The sequence below is a fragment of the Amycolatopsis sp. NPDC034160 genome, assembly GCF_055575355.1.
In genome coordinates this window covers 731,893-745,132 of sequence record NZ_JBVISU010000002.1, presented here as the reverse complement: position 1 = coordinate 745,132, position 13,240 = coordinate 731,893, and the positions used below count along the sequence as shown (strand labels likewise).

The 13,240-nt window shown below is 65.3% G+C and carries 11 protein-coding genes and 1 rRNA gene; 8 read left to right on the top strand and 4 right to left on the bottom strand.

Features of this window, described 5'->3' with window-relative positions; translation table 11 throughout:
• Positions 1–91: ribosomal RNA gene (rrf, locus tag ACZ54P_RS08460) — 5S ribosomal RNA — on the top strand; the annotation flags it as partial.
• 110 nt (positions 92–201) lie between these two features.
• Here the strand turns inward: rrf and ACZ54P_RS08455 are convergent.
• Complete coding sequence (locus ACZ54P_RS08455; protein WP_465460832.1) at positions 202–666, bottom strand: Lrp/AsnC family transcriptional regulator; 465 nt, start codon at positions 664–666, stop codon at positions 202–204.
• Positions 667–773: 107 nt separating this feature from the next.
• On the opposite strand from ACZ54P_RS08455, the gene ACZ54P_RS08450 reads away from it, so the two are divergent.
• From ACZ54P_RS08450 to ACZ54P_RS08430, 5 genes are all read left to right on the top strand, one after another.
• Positions 774–1,226 (top strand): rhodanese-like domain-containing protein, encoded by a 453-nt coding sequence (locus ACZ54P_RS08450; RefSeq protein ID WP_465460831.1) that lies wholly within the window; start codon positions 774–776, stop codon positions 1,224–1,226.
• 85 nt (positions 1,227–1,311) lie between these two features.
• Entirely contained in the window at positions 1,312–2,067 is a 756-nt protein-coding gene (locus ACZ54P_RS08445; RefSeq protein ID WP_465460830.1) for a type 1 glutamine amidotransferase, read from the top strand.
• A 105-nt stretch (positions 2,068–2,172) separates the two neighbouring features.
• Positions 2,173–3,291 (top strand): inorganic phosphate transporter, encoded by a 1,119-nt coding sequence (locus ACZ54P_RS08440; RefSeq protein WP_465460829.1) that lies wholly within the window; start codon positions 2,173–2,175, stop codon positions 3,289–3,291.
• A 107-nt stretch (positions 3,292–3,398) separates the two neighbouring features.
• Complete coding sequence (locus tag ACZ54P_RS08435) at positions 3,399–6,371, top strand: bifunctional [glutamine synthetase] adenylyltransferase/[glutamine synthetase]-adenylyl-L-tyrosine phosphorylase (protein ID WP_465460871.1); 2,973 nt, start codon at positions 3,399–3,401, stop codon at positions 6,369–6,371.
• 127 nt (positions 6,372–6,498) lie between these two features.
• The gene (locus ACZ54P_RS08430; RefSeq protein WP_020633826.1) at positions 6,499–6,933 is read left to right on the top strand and encodes an acyl-CoA thioesterase; all 435 of its coding nucleotides are present in this window, start codon (positions 6,499–6,501) and stop codon (positions 6,931–6,933) included.
• Between the two features lie 87 nt (positions 6,934–7,020).
• Here ACZ54P_RS08430 and glnA read toward each other — a convergent pair whose 3' ends face one another.
• Entirely contained in the window at positions 7,021–8,445 is a 1,425-nt protein-coding gene (gene glnA / locus ACZ54P_RS08425; RefSeq protein WP_005167524.1) for a type I glutamate--ammonia ligase, read from the bottom strand.
• Between the two features lie 172 nt (positions 8,446–8,617).
• On the opposite strand from glnA, the gene ACZ54P_RS08420 reads away from it, so the two are divergent.
• A complete protein-coding gene (locus tag ACZ54P_RS08420) occupies positions 8,618–9,103 on the top strand; it encodes an RDD family protein (RefSeq protein ID WP_465460828.1) in 486 nt (161 codons plus the stop codon).
• Positions 9,104–9,151: 48 nt separating this feature from the next.
• Here the strand turns inward: ACZ54P_RS08420 and ACZ54P_RS08415 are convergent, their stop codons facing one another.
• Together ACZ54P_RS08415 and ACZ54P_RS08410 are read right to left on the bottom strand one after the other, a co-directional pair.
• Positions 9,152–10,105 carry a hypothetical protein gene (locus tag ACZ54P_RS08415; protein ID WP_465460827.1) on the bottom strand — a complete coding sequence of 318 codons (954 nt, stop codon included), beginning with the start codon at positions 10,103–10,105 and terminating at the stop codon, positions 9,152–9,154.
• Between the two features lie 102 nt (positions 10,106–10,207).
• Complete coding sequence (locus tag ACZ54P_RS08410; RefSeq protein WP_061981160.1) at positions 10,208–10,936, bottom strand: DUF4191 domain-containing protein; 729 nt, start codon at positions 10,934–10,936, stop codon at positions 10,208–10,210.
• Positions 10,937–11,000: 64 nt separating this feature from the next.
• Here ACZ54P_RS08410 and ACZ54P_RS08405 point away from each other — a divergent pair, with 64 nt between their 5' ends.
• Positions 11,001–13,088, top strand: coding sequence for an ATP-dependent DNA helicase UvrD2 (locus tag ACZ54P_RS08405; protein ID WP_465460826.1), 2,088 nt, complete (start codon positions 11,001–11,003; stop codon positions 13,086–13,088).
• The last annotated feature ends 152 nt before the right edge of the window (positions 13,089–13,240 follow it).

Below are 13,240 nucleotides of genomic sequence, written 5' to 3'. Positions count from 1 at the left end.
GCCCGGTCCCATTCCGAACCCGGAAGCTAAGCCTGACAGCGCCGATGGTACTGCAACCGAAGGGTTGTGGGAGAGTAGGACACCGCCGGACTAACATTAGAAAAAAGGGGTCCAGGCCCCGGTCGAGAACCTCACCGTTCTCCCGGGGCCTGGACCCTTTTTCATACCCAGTTCCTTTCGCGTGATAGCAAAGGTCCCTTGCTACCCCTGCGGTATCGCTCTGCAACTCTTCCGACCGACAGCGCGCCGGCGGACAGGCGATGAGAAGACCAGCGAGGTCGTCGTCTCCCCATAACGCTGCATCCGCTCTACGAGTTCTTCCAGCTCTGCGGTGTTCCGGCAAGCGACCCGCACCAACCAGCACTCGTCGCCTGTGACGTGGTCAGCGTCGAGCACCTGCGGCAGAGCAAGAATGGTCTCCCGGAAGCGAGCCGTGTCCAGGCTCCGCACCTTCGCCCGGATCATCGCCTCGATGGGCAACCCAAGCTTCGTCAGATCCACACTGGCCGAGTAGCCGGTGATGATCCCCCTCTCCTCGAGCCGCCTCACCCGCTCGGTCACCGCGGGGGCAGACAGCGACACCCGCCTGCCGAGTTCGGAGAAGGTCAGCCGCCCGTCGGACTGGAGAAGTTCGAGCAACTGCCAGTCGAGATCATCGAGGTTCACGGAACTCCAGGTCGATCGTCGCCTCCGCCAGGAATCTCCAGGCTAACCGGCGGCAATACCTGGATTCGCCGATGTCCACGATGATCGCGAGGCCGCACGATTGACGTATGACGATCGAGCCCCGTGTACTAACTTTTCCGGCCCTGGACAGCGCGACCGCAGCCTCGCACCTTCGTGCCGAACTCGCCCTGGATGTGGATCCCGACGACCTTGTTCGCGATCTCACCGTCGGCACCCAGCACGGATACGTGGTCGTCGAGACGCGGGCGCCTGAAGCCTTCGCCTCCGCTCGCATCCCCGGTGCGATCAACCTCCCGTACCAGGACATGACTCCGGAGTCGGTCAGCCGACTCGACCGAGATCTCGTCTACGTCTGCTACTGCGAAAGCATCTACTGCAATGCCGCGACCAAGGGCGCCCTCAAGCTCGCGGAACTCGGCTTCAAGGTCAAACGCCTGTCCGGCGGGATCTCTGCCTGGCAGGCAGCCGGCTATCCCGTCGAGCGGGACACTCCCGTTCTCGCCCTCACCTCCGCGTCCGCCCCACGCTGCGCCTGCTGACCGAGGGAGCAAGGGACCTTTGGTATCGCCGCCCTCGTACCGATACCAAAGGTCCCTTGCTCTCCATCGGTCGTAGGCTGGGGTGGTGACCGCTCCCCAGTTGCTCGTCATCCAGCCAGATGAATCGGATCCGATCGGCCCACTCGGTGATTGGCTCACCGAAGCAGGGGCGAAACTCGACATCAGGCTGCTGCCCGGTCAAGGCCTTCCTGTCGATCTTGGTGAATACGCGGGTGTCGTATGTCTGGGCGGGGGGATGGGGTCCAACGATGACACCACTCACCCCTGGCTGGCGGACGTGCGAAGGCTGCTGTCGAAGGCCGTCAGCGCTCGCATCCCGACGCTCGCGATCTGCCTCGGTGGTCAGCTCCTCGCCGTGGCCTTGGGCGGCGTTGTGGGTAAAGGCGATCAAGGGCCCGAAGTGGGACCAGGGCTTGTGTCCAAGAAGGACGCGGCCTGGATCGATCCGCTCTTCGCGGACCTGCCGCTCATGCAGGATGTCTTGCAGTTCCACAATGACGCGATCACTCGGCTACCAGCAGGAGCGGAACTCCTCGCTTCGTCACCGCGGTATGCGTACCAGGCCTTCCGTTTCGACCGTTGTGCCTACGGTGTCCAGTTTCATATCGAGACGACACCGGAGATCGTCCTCGACTGGGCACGACAGTCGCCTGAAATGGCGGAACTCACCCGGCCGGACGCACTGACCCCGGAGAATCTCGCTCGGGTGCATGCCGACATCGCGGAAACCTGGCGACCGTTCGCGCACCGCTTCGTCCGACTGGTGTCCGGTGACCTCGCTCCGGCTGCGGAACGTCAACGTACTTTGCCGATGGCTTAACGACCTATGTCTCAAATGCGTATGGGTTGTTAACGCTCGGGTCTTGCGGTCAGGTACCTTGCGAAGGAGATTTCGAAGGGTTCGGAGGTCGGGGTGGAGCCCTCAGTGTTGGTCGTGCTCGTCGTCGTCACGGCCCTAATTTTCGATTTCACGAACGGCTTCCACGACACGGCCAACTCGATGGCGACGTCGATCGCCACCGGGGCGCTTCGCCCCAAGGTGGCGGTGACGATCTCCGCGGTTTTGAACCTGGTCGGCGCCTTCCTGTCAGTCGAAGTGGCCAAGACCATCTCCAATGGACTGGTCGATGACACCAAGATCGGACCGGCGATCGTGTTCGGTGGGCTGGTCGGTGCGATCGTGTGGAACCTGGTCACCTGGTTCGTCGGGCTGCCATCCAGCTCATCCCACGCATTGTTCGGTGGGCTGATCGGCGCCACGTGGGTGTCGGCCGGAACCGACTCGGTCCATTTTGGAAAGATCGTCGAGAAGGTCTTGGTGCCCGCCGCCCTGTCACCTGTCCTGGCAGGCCTCGTCGCGATGATCGTGACGTACTTCGTCTACCGGATCTTCGTCCGCCGCGGCCGCACCGCCGGCTTCCGCATCGGCCAGATCATCTCGGCTTCCCTCGTTTCGCTCGCCCATGGCACGAACGACGCCCAGAAGACCATGGGCGTCATCACGCTGACGATGATCACTGCGGGGAGCCTTCCCGCCGGTGCTGGGCCACCGCTCTGGGTGATCGTCAGTGCAGCATTGGCGCTGGCACTCGGTACCTATCTAGGCGGCTGGCGAATCACCCTTACGCTGGGTAAAGGTCTGACCGACATCGATGGCCCACAGGGCTTCGCGGCACAGACCAGCTCAGCGGCGGTCATCCTCGCCTCGACGAACTTCGGCTTCCCCCTTTCGACGACCCACGTCTGCTCCGGTGGCATCGTCGGATCTGGTGTCGGCAGGCGTGAGTCACCGGTCCGCTGGCGCACAGCCGGGCGCATGGTGATCGCCTGGTTGTTCACGCTTCCAGCAGCCGCCATCGTCGGAGCCGCAGCCGGTCTGGTGACTTCGACCGGCACGGTGGGCACCATCGCTGTCGGTGTCGCGGGCCTGGGTATCGGCATCGGGATCTACCTGCTTTCACGACGGAGTCCCGTCAACGCCGGCAGCTTTACCACCCCCACCCCGACCGTTCCCGAACCGGAAATCGGCAAGATCGCCGCTTAGCGAAGCAGGGGACCTTTGGTATCGCCCCGGCTTGGCGACACCAAAGGTCCCTTGCTTCCTTGCGCGCCGATCTGGCCACAGGCGGCAAGGCGACTACGGTGGAGCCGATGGTTGAGCGCGCCAGGCCGACCGCTTCCGTGGCGAGATACGGCTTCACCGACCCCCGCGCCGACGGGCAGCTCCGTGCTGCTGGTTGGTGGACCGAGTCAGGTCCGGATGGCTCCGCAGCCGACGTGTTGTCAGCACTTTCCCGTGCGGCGGACCCCGATCTCGCCTTGAGCGGGCTCGACCGGATCAGGGAGGCCGACCCTGCCTCCTGGGCTGAGCTCGATCAGACACTTCGCACGAACCGCACCTTCCGCGGCCGGATGCTCGGCGTTCTGGGCACCTCAAGCGCACTCGTGGACTTCTTGGTCGCGAACACCGACTGCTGGAACACCCTCTGCGGCGACGCGAGCACTGAACCGGGTCAGTATGTGAACCGGCTTCTTGACCATTTGCGCTCGGAAGATGAACTGCTCACCGGGCTCGAAGCAGAGCAGGCCCTCCGCACCGGATACCGCGAGCTGCTCCTCGGGATCGCGGCGGCCGACCTCGGTCACCTCGTCGAACCCGGCCTTTACCAGCCACCTTATGCCGAAATCGGAGCGCAGCTCACCACTCTGGCCGAGGCCGCACTGACGGTGGGGCTCCTGGTCGCGGAGTCAGAGGTGGGTGCGGAGGTCGAAGGCCGACTCGCCGTGATCGCCATGGGCAAATGCGGCGGTAGAGAGCTGAACTATGTGAGCGACGTGGACGTCATCTTCGTCGGCGACGGAGATCTCTCGGTCTCGACACGGCTGGCCAGCACGATGATGCGCGTAGTCGGCAAAGCCTGCTTCGAAGTCGACGCGGCGTTGCGTCCGGAGGGCAAGGCCGGCGCGCTGGTCCGGACGCTCGACGGGCACGCCGCCTACTACCAGAAATGGGCTAAAACCTGGGAGTTCCAGGCCTTGCTCAAAGCGCGACCGGTCGCGGGTGACGCCGAACTCGGGCGTCAGTACGCGGAGATGGTCGCGCCGAAGGTGTGGGCGGCGGCGGATCGGGAGAATTTCGTCCCCGAAGTCCAGAAGATGCGGCGCCGCGTTGAAGGCCACGTGCCGTCCGCACACGCCGAGCGAGAGCTGAAGCTGGGACGAGGTGGTCTTCGAGATGTCGAGTTCGCCGTGCAGTTGCTGCAACTGGTCCACGGCCGGATTGACACCGAGCTGCGTTCTCCGTCCACGATGGACGCTCTCGCCGCCTTGGGGGAGGGCGGGTACGTAGGCCGCACGGATGCCGCGGAGCTCGGCTCGTCGTACGAATTCCTCCGGACCATCGAGCACCGGCTCCAGCTTCGGCGGCTACGGCGCACACACCTGTTCCCTGCCGCTTCGGATGCCAGCGAGCTACGAACGATCGCGAGAGCGAGCGGGGTGCGGCCTGCTCGGGGCAGGAGCGAAGGGGATGTGCTGCTGGCGGAGTTCCGTCGCCACCTGCAAAGCATTCGACGTCTCCACGAGAAGCTCTTCTATCGGCCGCTGCTGCAGTCCGTCGCGAATGTCCCGACCGAGGCGCTGCGCCTGACGACGAAACAAGCGGAAAGCCGCCTTGCCGCGCTTGGTTATGCCGCGCCGGACGGAGCGCTTCAGCACATCAAGGCGCTGACCGCGGGGATGTCTCGGCGGGCGGCCATCCAACAGGCGCTGTTACCGGTCTTGCTGGACCTTCTCGCCGATACGCCGGATCCTGATCGAGGACTTCTGTCCTATCGCAAAGTCTCGGAAGCACTCGAAGAAACGCCGTGGTACCTCAGGGTGCTGCGGGACGAGGGCGCGGTCGTCGAGAGGCTCGCCTTCTTGTTGGGCACGTCGAGGTTGGTGCCCGACCTGCTGGCGCGAGCACCTGAGGTGCTGCAGTTGCTGGGTGACCCCGCCCGGCTGGCTGGTCGCACTCCCGCCGAAGTGGCCACCTCGCTGCGAGCCGCGGTCCGGCGGCAGCCTGGCCTTAACGCCGCTGTCACCGCCGCGAGATCACTACGCCGGCACGAGATGCTGAGGGTCGCGTCGGCCGACCTGCTGGGGTTGCTCGACGTTCCATCGGTCTGCGAGGCGTTGTCGAGTGTGTGGGTCGCCGTGCTGCAGGGTGCCCTGGCCGCCGCATATCGGCAGCGCCAGGCAGAGTTGGGCCGGACACCCGCGAAAATCGCCGTCATCGGCATGGGCCGTCTCGGTGGGGCTGAACTCGGGTATGGGTCTGATGCCGACGTCCTCTTCGTATGCGAGCCGACTGAGGGGGTATCCGACTCTGAAGCAGCGAAGTTCGCTTCCTCAGTGGCTGAGACGGTCCGCAAGATTCTCGGTGCGCCTAGCCCCGATCCGGCATTGATCGTCGACGCCGACCTTCGCCCGGAGGGGCGGAGCGGTCCGTTGGTGCGGACACTGGAGTCCTACCGCAGTTACTACGGGAGGTGGGCAGAGGTTTGGGAATCGCAGGCGTTGCTTCGTGCCCGCTTCATAGCCGGCGATGAGGACCTCGGTGCACGGTTCATCGAGATGATCGACCCCATCCGATATCCCGCAGCGGGACTCGACGCGGTTCGAGTGCGGGAGATCAGGCGGATCAAGGCGCGAGTGGAAACGGAACGGATGCCCAAGGGCGCAGACCCGACGCGGCATACGAAACTCGGCCGCGGCGGGCTCGCGGATGTGGAGTGGACCGTGCAGCTAATACAACTGCGCCACGGACACGAAGTAGAGGCGCTGCGAACCACATCGACGATCGAAGCGTTGAAGGCCGCGGTAGAAGCAGGACTCGCTGAGCCCGCCGAAATCGAATCCCTGACCGAAGCCTGGCTGCTGGCGACACGTGTCCGGAACGCCGGGATGCTGGTCAGGGGAAAGGCAGTCGACGAGATCCCCAGCTCCGGTCGAGATCTCGCCGCGGTCGCCCGTGTGCTTGGTTACTCAGCCGACGACGATCCCGGGGAGTTCCTCGACGCCTACCGGCGGACTACGCGTCGTGCTCACGCCATCGTGGAGACTCTCTTTTACCAGGGCTGACTGCTCTGACCGGCGGTAAGAGAGCAAGGGACCTTTGCTATTGCCTGCCGGACGTGGACGAGCGGCAGCAAAGGTCCCTTGCTCACACTCCGCGTCGCGGACGGACAGCGGCGCTTACAGTGGACCGGTGACTGTGCGCGAGCCTTTTCGCACCCGGATCAAGGTGCGTCACTATGAGTTGGACACTCTTGGCCATCTCAACCACGCCGTCTACCACTCGTACGGCGAGGTCTCCAGACTCGAGCTGATGGAGCTCGCCGGTGGCCTCAACTCGGGTATGCGAGACGCGAATCTGGCCTTCGTACTGCTTGAGTCCCACATCGTGTTCCGACGTGAGCTTCGGGCCGGCGACGTCGTCGACGTGACCTGCGACGCCAAGTTCGGCACCGGCAAGACTTTCCACATGGACTCGAACATCTACAAGGTCGACGGCACCCTCTCCGCGGAGATCACCTGCACCCTGGGGCTGATGGATCTTGAGCGACGCAAGCTGGTGGACGATCCGCGCGGCCGCATCGAGCGCGCCGGCGTCGACCTCAAGGTTCTCTCCACTTCGGAGTAGCCGCACTGCCGAGACTAAAAAAACGCCGGTGATGAGGGCGTTTCCGCGCCTCACCACCGGCGTGCTCTTGGTGTTCTTACCGTGCGATCACACGTCGTAGTACAGCGAGAACTCGTACGGGTGCGGGCGCAGCCGCAGCGGGTCGATCTCGTTCTCACGCTTGTAGGAGATCCACGTGTCGATCACGTCGGGGGTGAACACGCCGCCTTCGAGCAGGTAGTCGTGGTCGGCCTCCAGCGTGTCGAGGACCGCGCCGAGGTCGCCAGGAACGAGCTTGACGTTCTGGGCCTCCTCCGGCGGGAGCTCGTAGAGGTCCTTGTCGATGGGCTCCGGCGGCTCGATCTTGTTCTTGATGCCGTCGAGACCGGCCATCATCATCGCCGAGAACGCGAGGTACGGGTTGCCGGACGAGTCCGGGCACCGGAACTCGGCGCGCTTGGCCTTCGGGTTGTTGCCCGTGATGGGGATACGGACACAGGCCGACCGGTTCCGCTGCGAGTACACCAGGCTGACCGGGGCCTCGAAGCCCGGCACGAGCCGGTGGTACGAGTTGACGGTCGGGTTGGTGAAGGCCAGCAGGCTCGGGGCGTGCTTGAGCAGACCGCCGATGTAGTGGCGGGCGGTGTCGGACAGTCCCGCGTAACCGGACTCGTCGTGGAACAGCGGCGTGCCGTCCTTCCACAGCGACTGGTGGCAGTGCATGCCCGAGCCGTTGTCACCGGCGAGCGGCTTCGGCATGAACGTCGCGGTCTTGCCGGCGGCGAACACGGTGTTCTTCACGATGTACTTGAACAGCTGCAGGTCGTCCGCGGCGTGCAGCAGCGTGTTGAACTTGTAGTTGATCTCGGTCTGACCGGCGGTACCCACCTCGTGGTGCGCGCGCTCGATCTCGAAACCGGAGCCCTGCAGGTTGCGGACGATTTCGTCACGCAGGTCGGCGAAGTGGTCGACCGGCGGGACGGGGAAGTAGCCGCCCTTGAACTTCGTCTTGTAACCCTGGTTGCCGCCCGGCACGTCGGCGCCGGTGTTCCACCAGCCCTCGACGGAGTCGATCTCGTGGAACGACGCGTGCTCGGCGGAGTCGAACCGGATCGAATCGAAGATGTAGAACTCGGCCTCCGGGCCGAAGAACACGTTGTCCGCGACGCCGTACTCGGAGATGTACTGCTCAGCCTTACGCGCGATGTTGCGCGGATCGCGGCTGTACGCCTCGCGGGTGAACGGGTCATGCACGAAGAAGTTCAGCGAGAGCGTCTTCGCCTTGCGGAACGGGTCGATGCGCGCCGTCTCGGGGTCCGGGAGGAGCAGCATGTCGGATTCGTGGATCGACTGGAAACCACGCACCGAGGAGCCGTCGAAGGCGAGGCCTTCTTCGTAGGCTTCTTCGTTGAACGCCTTCGCCGGAACGGTGAAGTGCTGCATAACGCCGGGCAGGTCGCAGAACCTGACGTCGACGACCTCTACGTTCTCGTCGGCGATTAGGCGCTGAATGTCGTCTGGAGTAGTGGGCACCCTCGGTGACTCCTTCTCGTTCGTTGCCGGCGGCAGTACTCTCTTCGGCTCACGCTAAGAGCGCGGTGTTGCCCGACCGTCACCCGTATGTTTCGCCGGTGTTAACGGGTCGGCGATATCGGGTAGTCGACCAGGGCGAATGTGGCCCGCGCCACCGGCATACCCTGGATGGGTGGCGAGATGGACCGGAGAATGGCTACCCGGAGCCGGGGACGGAACGACGGCCGGTGGCGAGGGTACGCAGCGGTGGCGCGGTGAGCGACTCGGCCTACTCCAATCGGGTGTCGGTTCGGTAGCAGGCGGCGGGGCGCGTCTCCTCGGCCTGGTGATCGATTTGGTTCTTGCTTCGTTGGTCACCACGCTCTTCGTGACGCCCAGCCTCCAGGATCCGGCCGTCATGCAGACGTTCAATCTCTGGTCGGTGGGCGTCTGGGCGGCCATCACGATCATTCCCGTGTCTTTCTTCGGTTTCACGCCAGGTATGGCAGCGGTCGGAATCCGCGTCGCCAGGCTGGACGGTGCGCAAATGGTCGGCGTGTGGCGCGCCGTCGTGCGAGCGGCGCTGACCTTCGTGATCATCCCGGCCGCGATCCGCAACATCGACGGCCGGAGCTGGCTCGACCGGCTGACCGGGACCGTCGTGATCCGCATGCGCTGACCTCGGCGGAGGAGCAAGGGACCTTTGCTCTCCCCGCGGCACGGCTCCTCAGGCTGCCGGTGCCGCAGAAGCATCGCTGAGCTCCGGAGGCGGTCGTTGCTGAGCACGGCGATGAGCTGCTCGCAACTCCTGGACCACGACCAACGGTTGGTCCCGCAGCTGCGCCGGACTCACCTGGATGACGATGAGGCCGACCGCGACCAGCGGGGATGTTTCGGGTGTCATGTCCGGCTCGAGGGCGACCTCGGCGTGGCGGATTTGCATGGCGACGTAGATTTTCGGCCACCAGACCTCGGCGACACCGACTATTTGTCCGTCCGGAGCTCGTAGCTCGACATTTCGCTCCGGCCTGGGCAAACCGCTGCGTTCGAGCACGGTCTCCAGCCATTGCTCTACGGCGGAGTCGACACCGTCCTGGAGGGCGCCGACGACGAGGCGGGGCAGTGCTGAGCCGATCGTGCTTGCCTGCGCCAGCTCTTCTCGAAGTTCCTCTGGAGTGCAGAGTCCGCGATGGACGGCGTCGTGGATCATCGCCCGCACGGATTGCAGTTCGTCCATACGACGAGCGGCATCGATCAGAGCCCTGGCGAGTGGTGCTACCGGCATGCCGTCGATCTCCACCGGTTCCGGCAGGTGGATGGTTCGCTCGACAACGGCGAATCCCCAGGTGGCGACCTTGCTCCGGTGGGGAATCAAGGTGTGCGCCCGTCTTTCTGGCGGAAGTCTCCTGACTCCGTGCAGCCGGGCCGCCTGGACTCCGGTGAGCATGGCCTCCGGACCCGCGTGAGTCAGCGCGACCTTCAGGAGCTGGCGCCTGGTCGGAGTCGCGTTGGTCAGAAGGATGACGCCGGGGATAGGGCGCCGCCACGGGCCGCCTTCACGACAACGGCGAGAGATCCAGGAGTGGGAGTACCCCAGGGCGACAAGTTTCGCCCGGGCGGCCACGCCGTCCGGGAACATCGCCGCCAGCGCCTTCTGCCGGGCGCTCGAGGTTTCATCCACACAGTGATCATGCGACCACCCACCGACAGTTTTCGTCCGGAAACGAATCAGGGGTCCTTTACTGCCGCACGCGGCAGTAAAGGACCCCTGATTCTCGCTTGGTCAGCGGCGGCGGATGGTGCGCTGAACGTTGCGCATCTTCGCGCCGGCAGGCATCGGGCCCTTGGGCATCGCGGCGCCACGGTTTCCGAGGGCGGCCAGCTTCGCTTCCAGAGCGTCGACCTGGGCAGGCTTGAGGTTTCGGGGGAGCTTCATGAGGTAGCCCTGCAGCTTCTTCAGCGGCACCTGCTGCTCTTCGTTCCCGATGATCACGTTGTAGATCGGGGTCTCACCGATCAAGCGGGCAACGCGCTTCTTCTCCTGCGCGAGCAGGGACTTGACCCGGTGCGGCGCACCCTCGGCGACGAGCACGACACCCGGGCCGCCGAGCACTCGGTGCACGGCGTCGAGCTGAGTCGTGGCCGCTACGGTCGGCGTCACCTTCCACCGGCCGCGCATGTTCTCGAGTGCCCAGGCTGCGGCGCCCGGCTGTCCGTCGGCCTTCGAGTACACGGTCTTCTGGACCCGCCTGCCGAAGATGATCACAGCGGCGAGTGCGCCGAGCAGGATGCCCAGCGGCAGCACGACCCAGTGGACGTCGAAGATGAACCCGATGCCGAACACCACACCGGTGATGACCAGGAGCGATCCGACCATCCAGGGGATGAGCGCCTTGTCTTCCTTGCGCTGCATCTTGAAGGCCTCGAAGATCTGCCCGCGGCGAGCCTTGCTCGCGGCGCGCTTCTCCTTCTTGGCCAGCTTCGCTGCTTCCTTGTCCTGCTTTCCCGCCATGTGACCAGGATACGGCCGCGTGCCCTGCGCCGATCCCGTCGGGCCCTCTGCGAGGATCGGGGACGTGGTTAGCGCATCGTCCCCGAAGAGTCGTCCAGGCCTGCTCGATGGGCTCGACCCCGAGCAACGCGCCGCCGCCTGCGCCCCGAGGGGGCCGGTCTGTGTACTCGCGGGAGCGGGGACCGGCAAGACGCGAACGATCACACACCGCATCGCCCACCTGGTCCGCTCGGGACACGTCGCCGCTGGTCAGGTCCTCGCGGTCACCTTCACGACACGTGCCGCAGGGGAGATGCGCGCGCGCCTTCGGGGCCTGGGGGTTGACGCCGCCCAGGCGCTCACCTTCCACGCTGCCGCGCGTCGCCAGCTTCGGTACTTCTGGCCCCAGGTCGTCGGGGACAGGCCTTGGGAGCTGCTCGAGAACAAGTTCCGCTACATCAGCCAAGCCGCCACCAAGGCCGGTCTCGGCACCGAGACGGAACTCCTGCGTGACCTCGCCAGTGAGATCGAGTGGAGCAAGGCCTCTTTGGTATCGCCGGACGACTATCCCGCCGTCGCCGCTCGCACGCAGCGGGACACGCCCGCGCCCTCGGCGCAGGTCGCGGAGGTCTATCGAAACTACGAGAAGGTCAAGAACGCCGCGCAGGTCCTCGATTTCGACGACCTCCTCCTGCACACCACCGCGGTTCTCGAGGAGCACACGGTGGTGGCCCAGGAGTTCCGCGAGCGCTACCGCTGTTTCGTCGTCGACGAGTACCAGGACGTCACCCCCCTGCAACAGCGGCTGCTCGACGCGTGGCTCGGCGGCCGCGACGACTTGACCGTGGTCGGCGACGCCAACCAGACGATCTATTCGTTCGGTGGCGCCTCACCCCGTCCGCTGCTGGAGTTCACGCGGAGGTACCCCGAGGCGACAGTCGTGCGGCTCGAGCGGGACTACCGCTCGACTCCGGAAGTCGTGGCTCTCGCCAATCAGGTGATCGGTGCCGCCCGTGGCCGACCGGCGGGGTCGAGGCTGAAGCTCATCGGCCAGCGTCCTTCGGGGCCGCCTCCGCGCTTCGCCGAATACGACGACGAGACCGCAGAGGCCGCCGCTGTCGCACGCAGGATCCGTGAGTTGCTCGACAGTGGCGTGGCGGCCAGTGAGATCGCGGTGCTCTACCGCGTCAACGCCCAGTCCGAGGCCTACGAGCAGGCGTTGGCGGAATTGGGCATCCCGTACCTGGTCCGTGGTGGCGAGCGCTTCTTCGCCAGGACCGAGGTCCGGCAGGCGATGTCCGCGTTGCGGATGGCGGCGACGGACGCGGACACCGGCGAGCTGGTGACCAGGGTCCGTTCTGTGCTCGCGAAGGTAGGGCTCACCGACCAGCCCCCGGCCGGCGGCGCGGCGAAAGAAAGGTGGGACGCGCTCCTGTCGATCGTCGAGTTGGCCGAGGAGCTTGCTTCCACCGTCGACGACGCGGATCTGCCCAGGTTCGTGGCGGAGCTCGAACAACGGGCGACCGCGCAGCACCCGCCGACAGTGGAGGGCATCACCTTGGCCTCGCTTCATGCGGCGAAGGGCCTCGAATGGGATGCGGTGTTCCTCGTGGGACTCGCCGAGGGGACCATGCCGATCCTGCACGCGGACGGCGATGACGCGGCCATCGAAGAAGAGCGCCGCCTCTTCTATGTCGGTGTCACTCGCGCACGAGAGCACCTCTCGCTTTCGTGGGCCTTGGCCAGGACGTCGGGAAACCGCCGCAATCGGCGACGCAGCCGGTTCCTCTACGGCCTGATCCCCGAAGATCACCCGGCGGCGAGGGTCGCTCGGTCTCAGCAACCGAAGCATTCCGGTACCAAGGCACGGTGCCGAGTTTGCGGCGGACCGCTGCTGGAGACCCTGGACATCAAGCTGGGTCGCTGCTCCCGTTGCCCGTCCAATGTGGATGAGCAGCTGCTCGAGAAGCTGAAGTCCTGGCGAGGGGAACGCTCCCGCGAGCTCAAGGTGCCGGCCTTCGTCGTCTTCACGGATGCGACACTGGTCGCCATCGCCGAGCAACGGCCGACCGATGACACAGCGTTGTGTGCCATCTCCGGGATCGGCGCGACGAAGCTCGAACGCTTCGGAGCGGAGGTTCTCGACGTCGTGCGGGCTTCAGTGGAGACTTGACCGCGTCGCGGGCTTGATCTACGCGGCGAACCCGCTGCTCAGAGCCGATCTTCGTAGCTTCGACGGTTTTTCTGAAAAATAAGTTGCCCCGGTGTGGTCGAGGGCAATAACCTGCAGGTACCGGGCGGCAGCGCCTGGCAACTGGGGAAGAA

Excerpts from the sequence above, each read along its gene's own strand:
- ACZ54P_RS08450 (WP_465460831.1), top strand. The coding sequence starts at position 774 with ATGACGATCGAGCCCCGTGTACTAACTTTTCCGGCCCTGGACAGCGCG.
- ACZ54P_RS08435 (WP_465460871.1), top strand. The coding sequence starts at position 3,399 with ATGGTTGAGCGCGCCAGGCCGACCGCTTCCGTGGCGAGATACGGCTTC.
- ACZ54P_RS08410 (WP_061981160.1), bottom strand. The coding sequence starts at position 10,936 with ATGGCGGGAAAGCAGGACAAGGAAGCAGCGAAGCTGGCCAAGAAGGAG.